Genomic DNA, 19,807 nt, shown 5'->3' on the forward strand with positions numbered 1-19,807 from the left:
TAAACAAGATATTAAAAGCGACTCCTTTTTAGGAGTCGCTTTTTTGTAAAAGTTCAATTGTATGGCGGTACACCTCATCGGGATCAATTTTTACCCTCGCTATTCCTTCTTCTAAAGCTGCTTTTGCCACTTCCCGCGCTACTGTGGGCGCCACTTTCTCATCAAAGGCTTTAGGTAAAATATAATCTTCACTAAGCTCATTTTCGGTAACTAGCGAACTTATGGCATAGCTCGCCGCTATTTTCATTTTTTCCGAAATATCTGTTGCCCTAACGTCCAATGCCCCCCGAAAAACGCCGGGAAATGCTAAAACATTGTTAACTTGATTTGGAAAATCCGAACGACCGGTGGCCACAATTCTGGCTCCTGCCCTTTTCGCTTCATCTGGGTAAATTTCAGGCTCGGGATTAGCCATTGCAAATACAATAGCATCTTTATTCATTAATTTTACCATTTCTTCGGTTACTTGTTTGGCTTTGGAAAGTCCGATAAACACATCTGCCCCTATTAAAGCGTCTTTTAACATCCCCTTTAAATTCTCGGGGTTTGTTTTCGCGGCCATTTCTTCTTTAAATTTATTCATTCCCTCGGTTCTGCCCCGGTAAATGATCCCCTTGCTGTCGCACATTATTAGGTTCTTAACTCCACTTGCTAAAAGTAATTTTGAAACTGCCGTTGCCGATGCCCCTGCACCATTTACCACTACTTTAATCTTGGAAATTTCTTTATTAACAATTTTTAAAGCATTTAGGAGAGCCGCTAGGGTAACAATCGCCGTTCCGTGCTGGTCATCGTGAAAAATCGGAATGGAAGTTTCTTTTTTCAAACGCTCCTCAATATAAAAGCAGTTAGGTGCGGCAATGTCTTCTAAATTAATTCCTCCAAAGGTCGGCTCTAAAAACTTCACCACTTCAACGATCTTATCCGGATCTTTGGTATCAAGGCAAATTGGGAAGGCATCAACCCCGGCAAATTCTTTAAAGAGAAGTGCCTTACCTTCCATAACGGGCATGGCAGCATAAGGTCCAATATCTCCTAATCCTAAAACTGCAGTACCGTCGGACACTACCGCCACCATATTCCAGCGGCTGGTATACTCATATGACAAATCCTTATTTTCAGCAATTAACTTACAGGGCTCTGCAACTCCAGGCGTATAGGCTAAAGATAAGTCTTCCGCAGTTTTAGCAGGTACTTTCGACTTTACTTCAATTTTTCCGCGAAATTTCTTGTGTAATTCTAAAGCTTTAGCTTTAAAATCTGCCATTTTAAAACCTCCTTTAATTTAAATTAAACAGTAGGCTCAGGAGCTTTTATTCCTCCCCGAGCAGGCTTTTCCTTATTTAAAGGAATTAAGCGGGCTTTAGGTTTGCGGCCGGTGAAAAAGAACGACCTTTTAAAAAGCTGGATAGCCAATGCAGGGTCAACTCCTTTGGGACAGGCTTCAGCACATGCACCCGCCATATGGCAGCGCCATAAACCTTTTGGATTATCGACCTGAACTTTTCTTTCCTTTTCCCCAAAATCGCGATTATCAGCATTATATCTATATGCTTGGGCCAAAGCTTGCGGTCCGGGAAAATCCGGCGTAGTTCCTACCGTAGGGCAAGCCGCAAGACAAGCACCGCATTTTATACAATAAGCAAATTGCAGGTATTCTTCAAGTTCTGCCGGTGTCTGGGAATATTCTCCGGTAGGATTTATGAATTCCTGCTCGTTTTCAGGTATTATATATGGCTTGACATTTTTATGTTTTTCAAAAAGCGGAGTTAAATCCGGAACTAAATCTTTTATATTTTTATAATTAGGCAGTGGAGCAATCTCTATTACGTCAGTCCCGAGGGATAAAGCTTGAGTTTCACAGGCAAGTCGCGGCTTTTTATTAATGTACATCGCGCAGGAACCGCAAATACCCATCCGGCACGATGCTCTAAAAGCCAACGTGGCATCAATATTTTCTTTAATGTAATAAAGGCAATCTAAAACTGTCATGCCTTCTTTTACATCGAAAGTATAATCTTGAAAATACGGTTTTACATCCTTTGCAGGATCATAGCGCCAAATTTTAAACGTTACCTTCAATTTCCCCTACCCCCCAATGTAAGAATAGATTACAACATAACTACCCAAAATGAGAGCTAAAAAGCCGATTATCCCTATTAAACCATTAATAAATTTAAGATTTTGCGGAAAATATTCCAAAAGAATCGTTCTTAAGCCATACATTCCATGATATAAAGCAGCTACTAAAAGAATAAGATAACTCACCAGCCAAAAGGTATCCTGTCCCCGGGTTTTTACGTTATTGTAATCCAAGGGGTCGTTTACGCCCAAAATATTATCAAGATGCATGTATCCCAGATGTATTCCAAGAAACACCAGTAAAATTAAAGCAGCTACTATGAATAAAAACCACAATTTTGATTCACTCACCAAAACCCCTCCTTTTTAGGCCAAATATATATCATAAATACTTATAACAATTCCTACTAACGCTAAAATCATTAGGAAATACATTAAAGGTCGCTGTTTTAAAGTTGAATATTTATAGGGATACTCCTGACGTTCAGGTTTGCCGATAAAGTAACCAAATTCGGTAAGTATAAGCCGTAAACCGTTTAAGCCGTGAAATACCCCTGCTATTACTACCAGGAATTCCCCGAATTTAAATATTGGATTATTAACGGTTCCCATAGCCTTTGCCCATGCATCGGGACCCCCAAGACGAAAAGAAGTTACCACAATATGCAGCAAAAGATAGATAATTAGTCCAATCCCGGAAATCCGGTGTAAAGTATATAAATATCTTTCAATTCCGAATTTTCCCGCATAAAAGTTGCCCTTGATGCCCAAACGATTGTCATACATCTAAAAACCCCTCCTCTTAGTACTTTCTTTCCACTGGTTTCCAGGTAGTAATCTTTACCGGCAGGTATTTAAGCCGTGGCCCCTGAGGAGTATAATAAGCTAACGTGTGTTTTAACCAGTTTTCATCATCCCTGTTGGGATAATCTCTACGGGCATGACCTCCGCGGGATTCTTTTCTTTCCAAAGCTCCCAAAACAATGATCTCCGCCAGTGTCAACATGTTCTCCATTTCCAGATACGAAACTAAGTCGGTATTGTAATATTTACTCTTATCTTCCAGTCCGCAATCCTTAAACCGCTGAATTAGCTCCCTTACCTTGTTAAGGGCTGCAGTTAACCCCTTTTCATCCCGATATACTCCAACGTTTTTATCCATGATTTCCCTTAACTCTTTTCTTATTGTATATAAGCTTTCTTTATTTGGTTTATTAAATATTTCGTTAATTCTGGCCTCTTCCCTCAAGACCATTTCTTTCGGTAATTGCGGAAAAGCTTTTTGTTTCTTTACGTATTCATATGCTTTGCCTCCGGTTATACCTCCCCATACCAGACATTCAGCAGTAGAATTTGTACCTAAACGGTTTGCTCCATGTAAAGAAACACAAGCAACTTCACCGGCTGCATATACCCCGGGTACCGGAGTTTGTCCATCAATGTCGACATGAATGCCGCCCATTGAATAATGAGCTACGGGCCGGACCGGAAGAGGTTTTTCAATCGGATCAATCCCCGCAAATTTTATGGCCACTTCCCGGATTAGCGGTAAACGTTCATTAATTTTTTCCCTCCCGAGGTGGGTTAAATCCAGTAAAACGTAATCCAAACCATCTTCCCGGGTAAATCCTCTACCCGCTTCAATTTCCTGCATTTCCGACCGAGAAACGATGTCTCTTGGAGCGAGTTCCATCATTTTTTCAGCATATTTTCCCATGAAACGTTCTCCCAAATTATTTATCAAATAACCGCCTTCCCCACGGGCAGCTTCGGTAATTAAAATACCCGAGGGTACAAAGCCGGTGGGGTGAAACTGAACAAATTCCATATCTTTTAAAGGCAAACCTGCTCGATATGCTAACGCCATACCGTCACCGGTAACGGTATAGGAATAAGTAGTAAAACCATAAATCCGACAAGCTCCACCGGTGGCAATTATAATAGCTTTTGATTGAAATACTAGAAACTCACCGCGCACCAAGTCTATCGCAGTAAAGCCCCGGTATTCCCCTTCTTCAATAATGAGCGAGGTCACCATTACTTCGTCATAACGATGAATATTGGGAAAACGCTGCAAATTATCGTACATAGTATGGACTTCAAAAAAGCCCGTTTTATCCGCCGCAAAAACCGCTCGCGGAAACGAGTGACCGCCAAATGGTCTTTGGTCAATTTTTCCGTTTTCCCGGCGGGCCCAGGGAATACCCCAGTGGTCTAACTTTAAAATTTCCTGAGGAATTAATTCGACAAAACGCCAAACAGCGTCCTGATCCGCTAAAAAATCACTTCCTTTAACCGTATCCCAGGCATGCAATTCCGGACTATCCCCTTCGTCAATCCGGAGAGCTGCACCGGTTCCGCCTTCAGCACAAACCGAATGAGGTCTTAAAAGCTGCGTCTTACTGACAAGCGCAATATCTAATTCTCCCTTGGATAAAAAAGCAGCCTCCAACGCTGCCCTAAGTCCAGCAAGTCCGGAGCCAATAATTATCAAATCATGTTTTAGAACGTTCACATCCATCCCCCTCTTTTTTGTAAATTTTTATTCTTTCCGGAATTTCTCCGGACCTACCTCGTATAAATTTTGTCCCCGGGCATCAATAACCACAATTGCAGGAAAATCAACTACTTCTAAGCGGTAAATAGCTTCAGGACCTAAATCCGGATAGGCCACCACTTCACTTTTAACGATCGTTTTTGAAAGTAACGCTCCGGCTCCCCCAATTGCCGCAAAGTATATAGCTTTATTGCGGACAATCGCCTCTTGCACTTCCTTATTTCGGAGTCCTTTACCTATCATCCCTTTTAAGCCATAATCCAAAAGGCGCGGAGTATATTTATCCATCCGCCCACTGGTAGTTGGCCCTGCCGAACCAATAACCCTGCCCGGCTTGGCGGGAGTTGGTCCTACATAATAAAGGATTTGTCCCTTTAAGTCTACTGGCAGTTCTTCTCCCTTTTCTAACAGTTCAAACAGCTTTTTATGAGCTGCATCTCGGCCAGTATAAATAATCCCATTAAGTAAGACTTCATCTCCAATTGTTAATTTTTCAATAACTTCAGTGGTTAAGGGAGTAGTAATTTTAATCATGATTCATCACCTCTATAAAATTACAGTTTCATGCCGGGCAACATGACAGTTTAAATTTACTGCCACGGGTAAACTTGCAATATGAGTAGGGTATGTTTCAATATGCACCGCCAATGCTGTGATCCTTCCCCCTAGTCCCTGGGGCCCAATTCCCAGTTTATTAATCTTTTCCAAAAGCTCGGCTTCAAGGGATTGATAGAGGGGATCAGGGTTCTTACTTCCAACTTCTCTTAATAACGCTTTTTTTGCTAAGAGGGCAGCTTTTTCAAAAGTACCGCCAATTCCTACTCCTACAATTACTGGAGGACATGGATTAGAACCCGCTTGACGAACCGTATCAATAACAAATTGCTTTACGCCTTCTACTCCATCGGCTGGCTTTAACATTTTGAGCTGGCTCATATTTTCACTGCCGCCACCTTTAGGAGCTACCGTTATTTTTACTTTATCACCTGGAACAATATCAATATGCACTACCGCAGGAGTATTATCCCCGGTATTTACTCTATTCAGAGGATCTTTTACTATCGACTTTCGCAAGTACCCCTCAGTATAACCTGCTCTTACCCCATTATTGATCGCATCATATAAATTCCCACCAACTAAGTGTACCTCCTGTCCAATCTCCAAAAAGATTACCGCTGTACCTGTATCCTGACAAATTGGCAATTCTTCATTAGCGGCAATTTGGGCATTTTCTATTACTCTTTGCAATATTTTTTTACCGACCTCACTTTCTTCCGATTTTTCTGCTTGCTGCAAAGCCCCAAAAACATCCGGGCTTAATTTTTGGTTTGCATTAACTACCATCGATTTAACGGCGCTTTCTATTTGTTTAACATCTAAAATTCTCACTTTTATCCCTCCTCAAGGGGCTTTTTAAGCAATTTTAATGCCAATATATTGAAAGTTCTTGAAAAACAAATATATTTCTATTTTCTAGAATTTATAATTAAATTTATAATTTATAGATTATATCTTTTTATTTTATTGTAGAGACTTGCAATAGAAATACCTAATTTTTCCGCAATTAATCTTTTAGCTGCCAGGGACCGGCCATATTTCTCTAAAGCTAAACTTATTACTTCTTTTTCTATTTCAGCTAAGTTTTTAATCGGGTAAGCTTTGCCTGAATCTACTTGTTCACTTACCTCTTGAAAGTAACCATAAAAGTGATGCTCATCTAAATATTGATCGTCTGCTAAAATAATAGTACGTTCTAAAAGGTTCTCTAATTCCCGAATATTTCCTGGCCAGGGGTAATTAAGAAATAGTTCCTGTGCTTTTGGTGTTAATCCTTTCACCCTTTTACCTAAACGTCGATTTAACTTGTTTATAATGTTGTTAGCAATCAATAAAATATCTTCTTTCGCCCTTAGTCTTAAAGGCGGTAATTCAATATCGATTACTTTAAGACGAAAATATAAGTCTTCCCTAAATTTACCTTCTTTTACCATTGCCTTTAAGTCACGGTTAGTTGCGGCAATTACCCGCACATCGGTGGTAATGGTTTCAACACCACCGACCCTTTCAAACTGTTTATCCTCCAGCACTCGTAAGAGTTTTGCTTGCAATAATAAATCCATATCACCAATTTCATCTAAAAATATTGTACCCTGATTTGCTAATTCAAATTTACCCATTTTGGTTTTAATAGCTCCAGTAAAAGCACCTCGCTCATAACCAAATAATTCACTTTCTAATAAATTTTCTGGAATTGCCGCACAATTAATTTTTATAAACGGCTTGGAAGCTCTTTTACTTTCCATGTGAATTGCCTGGGCAAAAAGCTCTTTTCCAGTTCCACTTTCACCTAAAAGCAAAACAGTTGCATCGCTTTTGGCAGCTTTCTTGGCAATTTTTTTTGCATATAAAAGTTTTTCATCGGTACCTATGATATCGTTAAAAGTATAGCGACACCCAGATAATTCGGAAAGCTTTTGCGTAAAGCTTTCTAACATTTCCTGGGTTCTGCTTAGTTGCTCGCTAATTTTCAAGATATCCGTAACCGCTTGAAAGACAACAGCTCCTCCCGCTAACAGGCCATCAATAATAATTGGCACTGCATTGGATACAACTTCGGCCATACTACCACCAACTAAAGTTCTATAGCCTATAACCGGCCGTTTTGTGCTTATCGCCTGGGCTAAGGCTCCCTTTGGCGATACCTCAAAAATGTTTTTGCCAATTCTTTCATCTTTTTCTATCCCAGTGATTCTGGTAAAAGCTTGATTTACATATTTTATTTCCCCCTTTTCGTCGGCAATTTCAATTCCTTCTTGGAGGGAATCTAAGATTTTTAATAGCTCTTCTCGCATTTTCTGGGCTATAATCAGGTTTTCAATTTGTCTTATGCCCTTTTTATCGGTAACAAAATACTCAAAACTATTTAAAATTGTCTGACCTAAATCTTGAATTTGTCGAACCTTGGTTTTGGTTAAAAAAGACGGTATTTCTTCCCCAAAAAATAGTACTTCCACCTGCCAACCACCTTACTTTTAAAATTTTTAAAGATAATTCTATAAGTTACAAGTGTTTTCCTGCAAAAATATTCGAACTTATGTTTCCAAATTATAAAAACAATATTATAATAAATTTAAAAGCAAAGTTTCGAGGTGATTTGGTTGAAAAATTCCGTTCTTTCCCATCAGGAGAAAAAAATTTTAACGTTTATAAAGCAATACATAAGTGATAAAGGTTATCCCCCAACAATTAGGGAAATTTGCCAGGGAGTTGGATTAAGCTCGCCCTCCACGGTTCACCATCATCTAAGAAATTTAGAAGCAAAAGGAATCTTACAGCGAAATCCTACAAAACCCAGAGCCTTAGAAATATTAGATTATAACATTGAAGAAGTAAGAGCGGTACCCCTTTTAGGGAATGTAGCTGCTGGCCATCCAGTTTTAGCAGTAGAAAATCCCGACGAAGTTTTCCAGTTACCAAAAGCTCTTTTTCCAGAAGGGGATTTATTTGCTCTGCGAATTAAAGGCGATAGTATGATTGAGGCAGGCATTTTGCCGGGAGATATAATTATCGTTAAAAAACAAGAAACTGCCGAAAATGGGGATATCATTGTGGCTTATCTTGAAGGGGAAGTAACCGTAAAGAAATTTTGGAAGGATTTACACCAGGGCTCGATTAAACTTATTCCTGCCAATTCCAAGTATGAACCGATAATAGTAGATCGTGAAGCCAAAATTTTAGGAAAAGTAATAGGTCTTTTTAGAAAATACTAGAATAAGCCAGCGCTTTCGCTGGCTTATTTCCATATTTCAAGAGCTTTTGCCAAAAGCTCCTGGTGCTGTTCCGGTGGCAACTCTAACCAGAATACCTTATCTTTGCTTTGATAATAATAGTGCACTTTTCCCATACCGTAAGTTTTATAAATTTTTATTCCTTGCTGTTTAAAACTCTCCGGATAGCTGAAGGGACTTTTGCCAATACTAGCCTTTATTTTCCGGTCCATCAATTCGCACAAATACACCGCATCAGAAACAGTATAAGCTTGAGAAATCCAAATCCGGGCGTCTTCTGCGAAATTCCTATATGTTATGACTTCCGCAGCTTTAATGTCAATTATTTTTCCGTGTAAGTCATTAACAGCAGCAATAGCCGCATCCCCCTTCACATCTTCTACCCGATACATCTCTGCAAAGATTTCAGGAGCCAGGTTAAGTTTTTCTGCCTTATTCTCATGAAAATTTATGGCTCCAAATGCCCCCAAGACTAACCCCCAAAACAAGAAAAAAACCAGAAGAGCCCGTTTCATAGTTTAACTCCTTTTATTTAAAACATCTTTAATTAAGGTTAATTCTTTATTAATTTGTTTTTGCCTCTGTCCAAGGACTAAAGTATAAAGAAAGATTAACGTCCAAATTACAAAATAAGCCAAGGCAAGAGCAGTCAGTTTATCCATTTTTCAACCTCCTAACCATAAATTTTTTCGTTAACCGCATCTTTTAAGCGGTTTAATTCCCTGCGGGCTAAATTAATCCTAGTACTCTTTAGTAAAAAATAAGCGTATAAAAAGGTAAAAGCAATAAGGCTGGCAAAAAATGCAGGCTTCATCGATGGGTCTAAACCACCACTGGGATTATTAAAAATAATTGGGTGAAAAGTCTTTTGCCACCAGCGACCAGCAGCAAAAACCAGCGGTACATCAAGAAAACCGATAATACCAAAGATTGCAGCAAAGCGAGCAGTCTTTTCTTCTTCACCAGCAGCAAGCCTTAAGACCACATATGCTAAATAAATAAACCACATAATTATCGCCGTCGTTAATTTTGGGTCCCACGTCCACCACGCATTCCAAACAGTTCTTGCCCAAATAGGACCCGTGGTAATGACAATAGTGGTAAATACTACCCCAATCTCTGCTGAGGCTAAACTCACCGCATCCCAGTAGTAATCTCTCTTTAAAAGAAACATAATACTACCAATAAAGACAACAAAAAAGGCTAAAAAGGCTACCCAGGCTGAAGGTACATGAAAGTAAAAGATTTTTTGGACAATCCCCATTATTTTTTCTTCCGGTGCCACCAGAAATACTAAATAAAGGGCTACCGCAATGCTTAAATAGGCTATTCCTCCCAATACGAACTCCCACCAGTTGTTTTTTCCCATCCCTACACCTCCAGTAAAATTTCAAACAGCATAAACGGAACAACAATAAAGAGTAGGTCGTAAACTCCTAATATTTTTAACCAAATACTCCACTCCGTAAAAGGAAGATTTAAAAAAATACCTTTAGTTGCGGCTACACTGCCCAAAACTACCGGTATCAGCACCGGAAAGAGCAAAACAGGAAGCAAAATATCGCTGGCCCTGGTATTTACCGAAAGCGCTGCCAAAAATGTCCCAATAGCTACAAATCCTAAACTACCTAAAAACAATATTAGAACGAAAAAACCTAAGCTTTTCGGTATGGAAATATTTAAAAAGATAAAAAATAATGGCAAAGTCAAGATTTCGATAAGTATTAAAAAGATAAAATTGCTCAACATCTTTCCCAAGAAAATTACACTGCGATCAACAGGTGCTAACATTAAACCCAACAAACAGTCTTGATGCTTTTCGATAAAGAAAGAGCGGTTTAAGCCTAGTAATCCCGAAAAAAAGAAGGTAATCCATATCATTCCAGGAAATATATCTTGAACTATTTGCTTTTTTACATCAAAAGCAAAGTTAAAAATCACTAAAACAATTAATGCGAATACTAGCATTACACTTAGCATTTCTTTCGACTGAAATTCAGCTTTTAAATCCTTTTCTACGATGGCAAAAGCTTTTTTTAAGAAAGTCATGAAAAAACCCCAACCTTTTTAAGGTATATTTCTTTTAATGTGTCTAAAACATAAGTATTAGGTTCATCGAAAACCAACTGTCCCCGATTTAAAATAAAAATGCGGTCACTTAAGGTCACCCCTTCTTCAAAGTTATGAGTTATCATTAATACCGTACGTTTTTCCGTTTTCAAAGTCTTTAAAACTTTATTTAAAATTTCTATTGCCTGTTGGTCAAGTCCGGTATATGGTTCGTCAAGAAGTACAATTTCGGGATTAGTTAACAAACAACGGGCTATTGCTAAACGCTGCAGCATTCCCCGAGAAAAGGTTTTTACAGGTTGGTAGTAACTAAGTTCTAACCCCACCTGCTGAATAACTTCTTTTACGGCCCTTTCAGCATTTTTTAACCCATACATTTTTGCATAAAATAGTAAATTATCCCGGGCAGAAAGAGAATCATAAAGAAAAGAATTGTGAGAAATTACCCCCAGTTTAGCCCTAAGAGCTATTCCACTTTCATTTACAGTAACTCCATTTATCTTCAGGGTACCAGAAGTTGGTTTCATTAAAAGAGCAAGAATTTTAAACAAAGTGCTTTTTCCAGCACCATTTGGTCCAAGCACTGTAACAAATTGTCCTGAAGAAATATTAAAGCTAATATTTTTTAAAATTATTTTATCGCCTATTTTTTTAGTGATATCTTTCATTTCAATCATATTGAACACCTATTCCGACAGTTTTTTAAGTTCGATTTTCACCTTTTTAAGTTGATCTTTATAGTGATTTAATAATTCATTATACTCTTCTTCTAATACTTCTCCTTTATCATACTTATCGTCTAAAATTTCGATTTTCGCTAGAATTTCCCTTTCTTCCTCTTTTAATTTTGTAACTTTTTCTAAAAATTCTTCTTCGTCGAGGGTATCTTGTTTATTACGGTATAACATTATTAAAGCTACAACAATTCCACCAATTACAAAAATTAAAAAAGCAAGCCAAAGGTGGGGATTTGTATTCCCTAATGGGGAATTCTTCCAACGTTGTATATGTTCAGGACTATGAAACTTTAAGTTTACAGGTTCTTCATTATAAACTTCTGGCGCTTTTTGTAAATTTCCTTGTCCTTTAACAAGTTCAAAACTAATAGGCGTATTTTCATTTAAATTACCGGTAGCGTATACATCAAAGGATTTACCAGTAATGTCCAGTACTCCTTGGGGGGTTAAGCTATTACTTTTAACTGCAAGTTCTCCGGGTATAGTTAACACCGCTAACATTTCACAAGCATAAGGATAAGATAAATTAATACTGCTATTTTCATTAAAGGGGAGTAAATAATTAATACTTAATTTTAGGGGTGATTCAGGTATTGTAACAATCCCCAATCCATCTTTTAATTCAACAAATTCCTCTTTACTTAAGCCATTGATAGTAACATTATTAAAGCCAGCAGGCAAGGGAATAAAAGCTTTAATTACCTTTCCTTCCCGTTGCTCCTTATATCCCTTTGGAACGTCAATTTGGATTATTTGCTGAATGTTAACATTAGAATCTTTTTTGGTTATAAAAATATGGTTTAACTTTATTACCGGCTTAGAATCAGCCAACGCAACCGTATTGGAAAACACTAAATTGGAAAACACTAAAATGGAAAATATTACAATAATATATTTAAGGGTTGACCATATTTTAGTCCTCATTTAATCCCTCCGCTTCTTATTTCGAAGTTTCCTTAACTCTTCTTCAATTTCTTTTTCTATATCTCGTTCGATACTTGAAACCCGTTCCGATTTCCTGTCTTTTTTCTCTCCAATAAGTTCGTTAAAAGCATTCATTACCAAACTGGCCTCTTTCATATAACGGTTTTTAAGTTCCTCATAATCTTTTTCAGAAATTTTTCCCATGTGAAAATCAAACTCAATTTCGCTTAAGGCTTTAAAGACTGCTTCCTTGTCTCTTAAAAGCTTTTCTTTTAGAGAATGAGTACCAGTTTTTTCAGTTTCAGTTTTAAGAAAAAAAGGATAAGCAACTAAGAATCCGCATAAGCCTAAAAGCAAAATATCAAGAACAATGGCCATTTTTAAGCCTCCTTAGCTAAACTTGTTGCAGGTATAACCTTTGGGCCACTATCTGCACCTTTTCCTGGCCAGAGCGCAAAAAGTGTTCCAAAGATTAGGAAATAACCACCAATCCAAATCCATGCAATTAATGGATTTACTTTTATTTTAAAAATTGCTGTATCCTGATTTTCCCAACCAGCTAAAACTACATATAAATCTTCTTTAAGAGAACCTTTTATGGCTACTTCACTGGTTGGATTGGGTTCATTGGGATAAAAGTTTTTCGAAGGGGTTAGGTGAGTAAGATATTTATTCCCGATGTATACATCAAGATCTGCTATCACCGCATCAACGTTTTTCAATTTCGTTTCTCTTAACCCTTTAAAGACCAAGGTATAGTTTTTCACTGTAACTTTATCATTAATATTCAAGGTAATATTTTTTTCAACATCGTAAAGGGATGATCCGGTAATCCCTATTGCAATTAAGACCAAACCTATATGAATAATGTAGCCACCATATCTTCTTCGATTTTTAACAAAAAGATTCACTAAAGCCTTTACAAAATTTTCTCCGGTTAGCTTAGTTCTGGTCTTAACGCCTTTGAATATTTCATATAAAGTTGTTAAAAGAACAAAAGAATTAATGAAATAAGAAGCTATAGCCCAGGGCTTCTGGATGCCAATAATAATTAAATAAACCGTAATAGCTAAGGCAATAACCAAAGGAATGGCAAAATTTCTGACAATGTGGTTAATAGACGCCTTTCTCCAGGCAATCAAAGGACAAACCCCCATCAACAAAATAAACGCTAAGAATATCGGCATATTTACTGTATTAAAGAAAGGAGCACCAACGGTAACTTTTTCGCCGGTAAAAAGTTCAGAAAACAAGGGAAAGGTTGTCCCCCAAAAAGTTGCAAAAGCAGCTCCCACCAGTAAGAGGTTATTAAGCAAAAAACTACTTTCCTTAGAAATTACTGACTCAAATTCTTTTCCTTCTTTTAAAAAGGATAGTCGATCGACTAAAAGATATAAAGAGCTAAACAAAGCAAGAACAGTAAAAACAAGGAAGTATCGACCTAAACCCTGATCAGCAAAAGCATGAACGGAAGATAAAATACCACTTCTTGTTAAAAATGTTCCAAAAAGAGTTAAGACATAAGTAATACTTATTAGGAAAATATTCCAGACCTTCAACATATCTTTCCGTTCTTGAACCATCACTGAATGTAAAAATGCACTACCAGTAAGCCAGGGCATAAAAGATGCGTTTTCCACAGGATCCCAGGCCCAATATCCTCCCCAGCCAAGTTCGACATAAGCCCACTCCATCCCGGTTAAATTCCCAATACTTAGAAAAAGCCAAGCTAAAACTGTCCACCGGCGGGTAACTTTTATCCATTCATCACCGGGATATTTGGCTAAAACTGCCGCCATCGCAAAGGCAAAAGGTACAGCAAAACCAACATAACCTAGATACACCGCAATTGGATGAATTACCATGCCCGGATTTTGTAATAAGGGATTTAAGCCATTTCCTTCAACAGGAGCCGGGTTTAATATTACAAAGGGTTTTGAGACAAAAGACAAAATAAACAAAAAGAATAAATTGTTAATATTAAGAATTGTTAAAGCTATTGGTTTTATTTTTGGTACTATATTGTTTAAAGCAATTGCTAAACTATATAAGCTTAAAACCCACGCCCATAATAAGAGAGAGCCTTCATTCCCAGCCCAAAGAGCTGAAAAACGGTAAAAAAGTGGCAAATCGGAACTTGTATAATGGGCTACATAGGCTATAGCAAATTGCCCGCTTATGAGAAATACTTCCATTATTACTACTGCAATTGTAGTCGTAACAGCAATTGCGATAGAAGCACCTTTAACACTTTCAGCTAAAGTATTATTATTCGACCGTTGGGCAATTATACCAGCTATTGTGGCATAAGCGCTTAATAAAAAACCAAGCAGTAAGGCAAAACTACCAACACTTGCTAAAAATAAATTATCCATTTATACCTGCCTCCTGATTTTATTGTTGTTTTTTCTCGTATTTTGAAGGGCATTTAACTAATAAGGTATCTGCTTTAAAGACATTGCCATCGTATTTTCCCTCAACAACAATCTGCGCCTCAGGATGCTCAAAATTATCAGGTTTAACATCATTATATATTACTGGTAATTGACTTTTTGCGGAACCTTTTATTGGAATCATTACAAACTTTAATTCTAGAGATTTTGCGTTCCAGGAAACAGATCCAGGTAATACCCGTCCTTCAATTCGCATTTTTTCGTCTTTGGCATTTTCATAAACGATTTTATAAACAGCCTCATCTACTTGCAAAGAATAGCTCTTTCCGGAGGAAGCAAAAGCCGAAATAAAAAGAAAAGCTATGGCAATAACAATAATACTACTTCCCACTAAAACTTTTGCCCTTTGATTCACTCTCTTAACCCTCCTGTTCTAAGGATTTTTTAAGAAGTCTCCGGTACTCTTCTTCGGTTATCTTCCCTTCAATTAGCATTTTTCTTAATACTTTTTTATTAACCGCTTCTCTTTGAGATTCACTTTTTGATCTTACCAGGTAATAGGCAATTGTTCCACCAATAGCTAAAATCACAAAAATTATAATTATACCAGCGATAAGGCTAGAATTATTCGACGATTTAGCAGCATTGGTTTTTTGCTCTGCCTTCGCCTGTTCTTGTAAACGGCTTAATGCCGACTGATAATCTTCTTTAGGCATAACTGGCGTGGTATCAGTTCGGGAGTAAGAAAAGTTAAAAGAAAGAACATTTTTATTCTCTAGAGTAAAACTGTGAAGTTTCAATCCTTCATGGGTTTGGGTTAGTAAATCATTTTGTAGGTTGGTCTTAAAAAGTCCGGCACCTTGCGGCTCTAAAATTTTGACATTTAACCTTTTAGCCGTAAAAGGAAAATTAAGTATAGCATCTACTTTCTTTTCAGTCAAAATTAAATTACCAAAATGAAATTGAATAAAAATATTTAGTTGCTTGTTAGGTTTGACAACAGGATTTAAAGTTATTTTTAAAACAGCTTGATTCCCTTTATTTTCTAAATTAAACGGTAAATAGGTAAGTTCCCCAGTTTCGCGGACAAAGGCAACTTTATCAATACTTGAATCGCTAGGAATAGTAAAGGTTAATTCTTTTAAGTCAGTGTTTCCTTGATTTTGAATAATCCCGGAAAGCGTCGTTAAAACTTTCCCCGGCGTATCATATTCCGGAAGAACATTTACATCAAAAAATTGTGATACTACCGGTTCCTGGGCTAAAACCGGACTAATAAAAAAAATCACAAATACGGCCAAAAGAAAAATGCTTGGCCAGAATCGCTGCTTTGACATTTAACCACTCCCCAAACGATAGTATTATGGTGTATAGTAAAGCATTTCATTATGATTATTTCGACAATGAACCCCAAAACCCTTTTTATTCGCTAAAAATAGTTTATGGAAAATTTGTCACTAAGGCTTTCCACTAACATTATCCCATATTCTAGGGCAATACCACCTTGATAATAAACAATGTAGGGCGGAACAAAGGGTCCATCAGCAGATAAATCTATGGATGAACCAGATACAAAACTACCCGATGCCATTACTACCGGAGCATCATATCCGGGTAATAAAGAAGGTTCAATGGTTACAAAATTATCTATAGGTGATATTTTTTGTACTGATTGAACAAAATTTAACATTTTATCTTTTTCATGAAAAATTAAAGTTTGGACAATATCACCTCGTTTGGCAAAAGGACCTGGTAAAACCTCTATTCCTGCCAGTTCTAAAAAATAAGCCAAAAGTACCGCAATTTTATGTGCTTCCCCCACCACTTTAGGAGCAAAATAAAAACCTTGTAAAATATTTCTAGCTATTCCTAATGAAGGGCCGACTTCTTTACCCAAACCAGGAGCAGTCAAACGATAAGCAGCCTGTTCAATTAATTCTCTCTTTCCTGCCAAATAACCGCCAGTAGGAGCAATACCGGCTCCAAGGTTTTTTATTAGAGAACCGGCAACTAAATCAGCCCCCATTTCTATAGGTTCAGTGGTTTCCACCATTTCACCATAACAGTTGTCAACAAAGACAATTAAGTTAGGGTTATACTTTTTAGCAATCTTAATGATAAGTTTTATTTCCTCATTCAAAAGCGAAGGTCGGAGCTCATAACCCCTGGATTTTTGAAGAAAAAGTAATTTAGTTTTAGAGGAAATATTATTTTGAAAAATAATCTCTAATTCATTGAGATTTGTAGTAAAAGGGAGAATTTTATAGCTTATACCCCATTCCTTTAAGGAACCTTGATTTTTGCCTCTTTTTCCAATGACTTCTTCAAAAGTTTTATAGGGATTGCCAAAAACCAATAGTTCATCGCCAGGTCTTAGTATTGCAAAAAGCCCTAAAGTAATTGCATGAGTCCCCGAAACAATCTGCGGTCGCACCAAGGCATCTTCGGCACCAAAAAAAGAGGCAAAAACCTTTTCGGTTTTTTCTCTACCAGTATCCCCATAGCCATACCCCGTAACATACGAAAAATCCGATTGACTTATCCGTGCTTCCCCAAAAGCTCTTTGTACTTTTTTGGCATTAGTATAGATTATAGTATCAATTATTTCAAATTGCTTTTTTACTTCATGAGGTATATTTAACATAAAACTCCTTCTCCTTTGTTAAAGATTTAATCCCCAAATAGCTTTTTCTACATCTTCTTTTTCTAAAAATAATAGGTCATTTTTAGTTACTTTACTTTTTCCCAAAAGCCTCACTGCCTGACGTCTTATCGACTTTTCAATAATGTTTCTAATTAAGCGGGCATTTCCACTACTTTTTGTAGTTTGATCAAGATATTTAAGCTTATATCTTAAAAAATACGCTGCATCGGCAGAAAGCTGGTACTCCCAATCTTCTAAAAATTTTTCAGCAATTAAAAAAAGCTCTTCATCAGTATAATCGGGAAAAGTAATTTCAATTGGAAAGCGAGATTTAAGTCCAGGATTTTGCTCTATAAGATGATTCATTTCAGAATAATAGCCGGCCAAGATAATGATTAAATTTTCCCTATAATCTTCAGCTCCTTTCACGAGAACATCAATTGCTTCACGGCCAAAATCTTTTTCCCCACCTCTGGCCAGGGAGTATGCTTCATCCACAAACAAAATCCCACCCAAAGCTTTTTTAATTTGTTCCCTGGTTTTTAAGGCAGTGTGACCAATATACTCGCCAACTAAATCAGCCCGCTCCACTTCGACTAAATGCCCTTTAGCAAGAAAACCAATTTCTTTAAAAAGTTTACCAATTATCCTAGCAACAGTAGTTTTTCCGGTACCAGGATTTCCTTTAAAAACCATATGCCAGCTTAAATTATTTGTTTTGAGCTTTTCCTGTATTCTTTTTTTATGAATTTGGGCCAGGGCATACATCTCTAAAACCATTTCTTTTACTTCAGCTAAACCGACCATACGGTTTAATTCTTGTAAAATCTCCGATATTGAGTCCAACCCGTCCATTTCAGGAATTTTTGTGGCTTCTTCTTTTTTTGTTGCAATAATATTAACAGAATTTATTAACGTTACCCTCATTGGCTTTCCTCCTCTTCAACCAGAGAATAAAATAAACCTTTTTTAAACAAATTATTAAAGAGGAGGTTATAAATATGAAAAAACTTTTATTTTTTATTTTTTTTATTTTAATTGTTAACAACACCTCACTTGGAGCTTACGGTAATCTTCAACCTCCATTAATAGTTATTGATCCAGGTCATGGAGGAATTGACCCAGGCACAATTCATAGTAACTTATTGGAAAAAGAAATAAATTTAAAAGCTTCATTATATCTTAAACAATTTTTAGAAAAATCTGGGGCTCTTGTCATTTTAACCAGAGATAATGATACTGATTTAGCAAAACTCTATCCAGGACCTGGTGCTCGTCACTTTAAAGACGTATTTAATCGCAAAAAGTATATTGAAAATTTAAACCCCGACTTGTTCATATCAATCCATGTAAACGCCGGAGAATTTAAAAAGAAAAATTTTGGCCAGGTTTTTTATGGTAGAAACCCAAAAAGCTTAGCTCCTGCAGAATTTATCCAAAATAAATTAAATGAAATCTATAAGGTCTCTAAAGCACCTCAAATAGCTGACTTTTTAATTTTAACAGCAAGCACGCCTGGAGTACTAGTAGAAATTGGGTTTATCGATGATCAAAGGTTATGCGATAATGATTTTTTAAAAAATCTTTGTCAACAATTAGCCTCTTCAATATTAAACAGTTTAAATAACAAAGGTCCTACTTCTAGAGTAAAATTCGAACCAAAACTATTAATTATAATTGACGATTTTGGTAATAATAGTGATAATTGGCATGAATTTTTAAAGCTTGATCTTCCCTTTACAGCTGCAGTTATGCCATTTTTAAACAATACCCAAAAAGAAGCAAAAATTTTAGCTCAAGCTGGCAAAGATATAATAATCCATTTACCGATGGAACCAAAAAAATATAAACGTTCCTGGCTTGGACCAAAACCGGTAATGGTAAATCTTTCGGAAAAAGAGATTACAACTTTGTTAACCGAAGCTCTAAAGGAAAATACAAGGGCTATAGGAATGAATAATCATACCGGCTCAAAAGCCTGTGAAAACAAAAAAGTGGTACAAACTATTTTAAGTTTCTGCCAAAAAAATAATTTAATATTTATCGACAGTCAAACTACACCAAACTCACTTTTTCCTCTTTTAGGTAGTGAGTATGGTGTCGTAGTTTTAAAACGGGATATTTTTTTAGAAATTAACGGCAAAGACGAGAAAAAAATTTTACAGCAAATTTTCCAACTTCAAAAAATAGCAAAAGAAAAGGGCCTTGGCATTGCTATAGGACATGTTGGCTTTGAAGGCGGAATACCCACTGTTAAAGCACTTAAAGCGGCACTACCGCCGCTTCAAGCCCAGGGAGCAAAATTTTGTACCTTAAGAGATATCGTTAAAAAACACCCCTAAGCAGGGGTGTTTTCATCATTGGTATTTTTAGCAAGATAGGTTGTTACTGCTTTTTGAGGAACAATGGTGGAAATGGCATGTTTGTAAATCATATGCTGCTTACCTTCGCTTTCTAAAATAACGGTAAAATTATCAAATCCTTTTACAAAACCCTTTAACTGAAAGCCATTAATTAAAAAAATTGTAACACCCACATTTTCCTTGCGCACCTGATTTAAAAAAGCATCTTGCAGATTTAATTGATTTTTGGTCATTGTATTCCCTCCATCT

At 36.9% G+C, this 19,807-nt stretch carries 23 protein-coding genes; 2 read left to right on the forward strand and 21 right to left on the reverse strand.

Annotated features, from left to right (window positions below; genetic code table 11):
- Positions 1-28 precede the first annotated feature (28 nt).
- The 8 genes from cpu_RS10940 to cpu_RS10975 form a co-directional block, all read right to left on the reverse strand.
- Positions 29-1,267, reverse strand: a complete 1,239-nt coding sequence (locus cpu_RS10940) for an NAD(P)-dependent malic enzyme (RefSeq protein ID WP_075860009.1) — start codon at positions 1,265-1,267, stop codon at positions 29-31.
- 23 nt (positions 1,268-1,290) lie between these two features.
- Positions 1,291-2,082 carry a succinate dehydrogenase iron-sulfur subunit gene (locus cpu_RS10945; RefSeq protein ID WP_075860010.1) on the reverse strand — a complete coding sequence of 264 codons (792 nt, stop codon included), beginning with the start codon at positions 2,080-2,082 and terminating at the stop codon, positions 1,291-1,293.
- Between the two features lie 6 nt (positions 2,083-2,088).
- The gene (locus cpu_RS10950) at positions 2,089-2,433 is read right to left on the reverse strand and encodes a succinate dehydrogenase/fumarate reductase transmembrane subunit (RefSeq protein WP_075860011.1); all 345 of its coding nucleotides are present in this window, start codon (positions 2,431-2,433) and stop codon (positions 2,089-2,091) included.
- Positions 2,434-2,448: 15 nt separating this feature from the next.
- The gene (gene sdhC, locus cpu_RS10955) at positions 2,449-2,868 is read right to left on the reverse strand and encodes a succinate dehydrogenase, cytochrome b556 subunit (protein ID WP_075860012.1); all 420 of its coding nucleotides are present in this window, start codon (positions 2,866-2,868) and stop codon (positions 2,449-2,451) included.
- Positions 2,869-2,884: 16 nt separating this feature from the next.
- Complete coding sequence (locus tag cpu_RS10960) at positions 2,885-4,603, reverse strand: succinate dehydrogenase/fumarate reductase flavoprotein subunit (RefSeq protein WP_075860013.1); 1,719 nt, start codon at positions 4,601-4,603, stop codon at positions 2,885-2,887.
- Between the two features lie 21 nt (positions 4,604-4,624).
- A complete protein-coding gene (locus cpu_RS10965; RefSeq protein ID WP_439951480.1) occupies positions 4,625-5,176 on the reverse strand; it encodes a Fe-S-containing hydro-lyase in 552 nt (183 codons plus the stop codon).
- A gap of 9 nt (positions 5,177-5,185) precedes the next feature.
- Positions 5,186-6,028, reverse strand: a complete 843-nt coding sequence (locus cpu_RS10970; RefSeq protein WP_075860015.1) for a fumarate hydratase — start codon at positions 6,026-6,028, stop codon at positions 5,186-5,188.
- A gap of 110 nt (positions 6,029-6,138) precedes the next feature.
- Positions 6,139-7,653, reverse strand: coding sequence for a sigma-54 interaction domain-containing protein (locus tag cpu_RS10975; protein ID WP_234970245.1), 1,515 nt, complete (start codon positions 7,651-7,653; stop codon positions 6,139-6,141).
- Positions 7,654-7,788: 135 nt separating this feature from the next.
- Here cpu_RS10975 and lexA point away from each other — a divergent pair, with 135 nt between their 5' ends.
- The gene (gene lexA / locus cpu_RS10980; RefSeq protein ID WP_439951477.1) at positions 7,789-8,409 is read left to right on the forward strand and encodes a transcriptional repressor LexA; all 621 of its coding nucleotides are present in this window, start codon (positions 7,789-7,791) and stop codon (positions 8,407-8,409) included.
- A gap of 23 nt (positions 8,410-8,432) precedes the next feature.
- Here lexA and cpu_RS10985 read toward each other — a convergent pair whose 3' ends face one another.
- The 12 genes from cpu_RS10985 to spoVK all read right to left on the reverse strand — a co-directional run bounded on the left by cpu_RS10985 (position 8,433) and on the right by spoVK (position 18,122).
- Entirely contained in the window at positions 8,433-8,942 is a 510-nt protein-coding gene (locus cpu_RS10985; RefSeq protein WP_075860017.1) for a hypothetical protein, read from the reverse strand.
- A 3-nt stretch (positions 8,943-8,945) separates the two neighbouring features.
- A complete protein-coding gene (locus tag cpu_RS10990; RefSeq protein ID WP_077177320.1) occupies positions 8,946-9,089 on the reverse strand; it encodes a CcmD family protein in 144 nt (47 codons plus the stop codon).
- Between the two features lie 11 nt (positions 9,090-9,100).
- The gene (locus cpu_RS10995) at positions 9,101-9,796 is read right to left on the reverse strand and encodes a cytochrome c biogenesis protein (protein ID WP_075860018.1); all 696 of its coding nucleotides are present in this window, start codon (positions 9,794-9,796) and stop codon (positions 9,101-9,103) included.
- A gap of 2 nt (positions 9,797-9,798) precedes the next feature.
- Positions 9,799-10,476: a heme exporter protein CcmB gene (locus cpu_RS11000; protein ID WP_075860019.1), complete on the reverse strand. Its 678-nt coding sequence runs from the start codon at positions 10,474-10,476 to the stop codon at positions 9,799-9,801.
- Positions 10,473-11,174: a heme ABC exporter ATP-binding protein CcmA gene (gene ccmA, locus cpu_RS11005; RefSeq protein WP_075860020.1), complete on the reverse strand. Its 702-nt coding sequence runs from the start codon at positions 11,172-11,174 to the stop codon at positions 10,473-10,475. Before ccmA ends, cpu_RS11000 begins: the two co-directional genes overlap by 4 nt.
- Positions 11,175-11,183: 9 nt before the next feature.
- On the reverse strand, positions 11,184-12,158 hold the full coding sequence (locus cpu_RS11010) for an SHOCT domain-containing protein (protein ID WP_075860021.1): 975 nt from the start codon (positions 12,156-12,158) through the stop codon (positions 11,184-11,186).
- The gene (locus tag cpu_RS11015) at positions 12,159-12,536 is read right to left on the reverse strand and encodes a hypothetical protein (protein ID WP_075860022.1); all 378 of its coding nucleotides are present in this window, start codon (positions 12,534-12,536) and stop codon (positions 12,159-12,161) included.
- A 2-nt stretch (positions 12,537-12,538) separates the two neighbouring features.
- Positions 12,539-14,533, reverse strand: a complete 1,995-nt coding sequence (locus cpu_RS11020; protein ID WP_075860023.1) for a heme lyase CcmF/NrfE family subunit — start codon at positions 14,531-14,533, stop codon at positions 12,539-12,541.
- A gap of 19 nt (positions 14,534-14,552) precedes the next feature.
- Positions 14,553-14,966 carry a cytochrome c maturation protein CcmE gene (locus tag cpu_RS11025; protein WP_075860024.1) on the reverse strand — a complete coding sequence of 138 codons (414 nt, stop codon included), beginning with the start codon at positions 14,964-14,966 and terminating at the stop codon, positions 14,553-14,555.
- Positions 14,967-14,970: 4 nt separating this feature from the next.
- Positions 14,971-15,888, reverse strand: coding sequence for a hypothetical protein (locus cpu_RS11030; protein WP_075860025.1), 918 nt, complete (start codon positions 15,886-15,888; stop codon positions 14,971-14,973).
- Positions 15,889-15,980: 92 nt separating this feature from the next.
- Positions 15,981-17,195, reverse strand: a complete 1,215-nt coding sequence (locus tag cpu_RS11035) for a methionine gamma-lyase family protein (protein ID WP_075860026.1) — start codon at positions 17,193-17,195, stop codon at positions 15,981-15,983.
- Between the two features lie 18 nt (positions 17,196-17,213).
- Complete coding sequence (gene spoVK / locus cpu_RS11040) at positions 17,214-18,122, reverse strand: stage V sporulation protein K (RefSeq protein WP_075860027.1); 909 nt, start codon at positions 18,120-18,122, stop codon at positions 17,214-17,216.
- A gap of 74 nt (positions 18,123-18,196) precedes the next feature.
- On the opposite strand from spoVK, the gene cpu_RS11045 reads away from it, so the two are divergent.
- Positions 18,197-19,537, forward strand: coding sequence for a divergent polysaccharide deacetylase family protein (locus tag cpu_RS11045; protein ID WP_075860028.1), 1,341 nt, complete (start codon positions 18,197-18,199; stop codon positions 19,535-19,537).
- On the opposite strand, the gene hfq is transcribed toward cpu_RS11045, so the two are convergent.
- Positions 19,534-19,791, reverse strand: a complete 258-nt coding sequence (hfq, locus tag cpu_RS11050) for an RNA chaperone Hfq (RefSeq protein ID WP_075860029.1) — start codon at positions 19,789-19,791, stop codon at positions 19,534-19,536. The two genes, cpu_RS11045 and hfq, sit on opposite strands and share 4 nt — an antisense overlap.
- Positions 19,792-19,807: the final 16 nt, after the last annotated feature.

The organism is Carboxydothermus pertinax (assembly GCF_001950255.1).
Taxonomy (GTDB): Bacteria; Bacillota; Z-2901; order Carboxydothermales; family Carboxydothermaceae; genus Carboxydothermus; species Carboxydothermus pertinax.

Excerpts from the sequence above, each read along its gene's own strand:
- cpu_RS11020 (WP_075860023.1), bottom strand. The coding sequence starts at position 14,533 with ATGGATAATTTATTTTTAGCAAGTGTTGGTAGTTTTGCCTTACTGCTT.
- cpu_RS11035 (WP_075860026.1), bottom strand. The coding sequence starts at position 17,195 with ATGTTAAATATACCTCATGAAGTAAAAAAGCAATTTGAAATAATTGAT.
- cpu_RS11015 (WP_075860022.1), bottom strand. The coding sequence starts at position 12,536 with ATGGCCATTGTTCTTGATATTTTGCTTTTAGGCTTATGCGGATTCTTA.
- cpu_RS10960 (WP_075860013.1), bottom strand. The coding sequence starts at position 4,603 with ATGGATGTGAACGTTCTAAAACATGATTTGATAATTATTGGCTCCGGA.
- ccmA (WP_075860020.1), bottom strand. The coding sequence starts at position 11,174 with ATGATTGAAATGAAAGATATCACTAAAAAAATAGGCGATAAAATAATT.
- cpu_RS11045 (WP_075860028.1), top strand. The coding sequence starts at position 18,197 with ATGAAAAAACTTTTATTTTTTATTTTTTTTATTTTAATTGTTAACAAC.
- sdhC (WP_075860012.1), bottom strand. The coding sequence starts at position 2,868 with ATGTATGACAATCGTTTGGGCATCAAGGGCAACTTTTATGCGGGAAAA.
- cpu_RS10995 (WP_075860018.1), bottom strand. The coding sequence starts at position 9,796 with ATGGGAAAAAACAACTGGTGGGAGTTCGTATTGGGAGGAATAGCCTAT.
- spoVK (WP_075860027.1), bottom strand. The coding sequence starts at position 18,122 with ATGAGGGTAACGTTAATAAATTCTGTTAATATTATTGCAACAAAAAAA.
- cpu_RS11030 (WP_075860025.1), bottom strand. The coding sequence starts at position 15,888 with ATGTCAAAGCAGCGATTCTGGCCAAGCATTTTTCTTTTGGCCGTATTT.
- cpu_RS11000 (WP_075860019.1), bottom strand. The coding sequence starts at position 10,476 with ATGACTTTCTTAAAAAAAGCTTTTGCCATCGTAGAAAAGGATTTAAAA.
- cpu_RS10990 (WP_077177320.1), bottom strand. The coding sequence starts at position 9,089 with ATGGATAAACTGACTGCTCTTGCCTTGGCTTATTTTGTAATTTGGACG.
- hfq (WP_075860029.1), bottom strand. The coding sequence starts at position 19,791 with ATGACCAAAAATCAATTAAATCTGCAAGATGCTTTTTTAAATCAGGTG.
- cpu_RS10985 (WP_075860017.1), bottom strand. The coding sequence starts at position 8,942 with ATGAAACGGGCTCTTCTGGTTTTTTTCTTGTTTTGGGGGTTAGTCTTG.
- cpu_RS10940 (WP_075860009.1), bottom strand. The coding sequence starts at position 1,267 with ATGGCAGATTTTAAAGCTAAAGCTTTAGAATTACACAAGAAATTTCGC.
- cpu_RS11010 (WP_075860021.1), bottom strand. The coding sequence starts at position 12,158 with ATGAGGACTAAAATATGGTCAACCCTTAAATATATTATTGTAATATTT.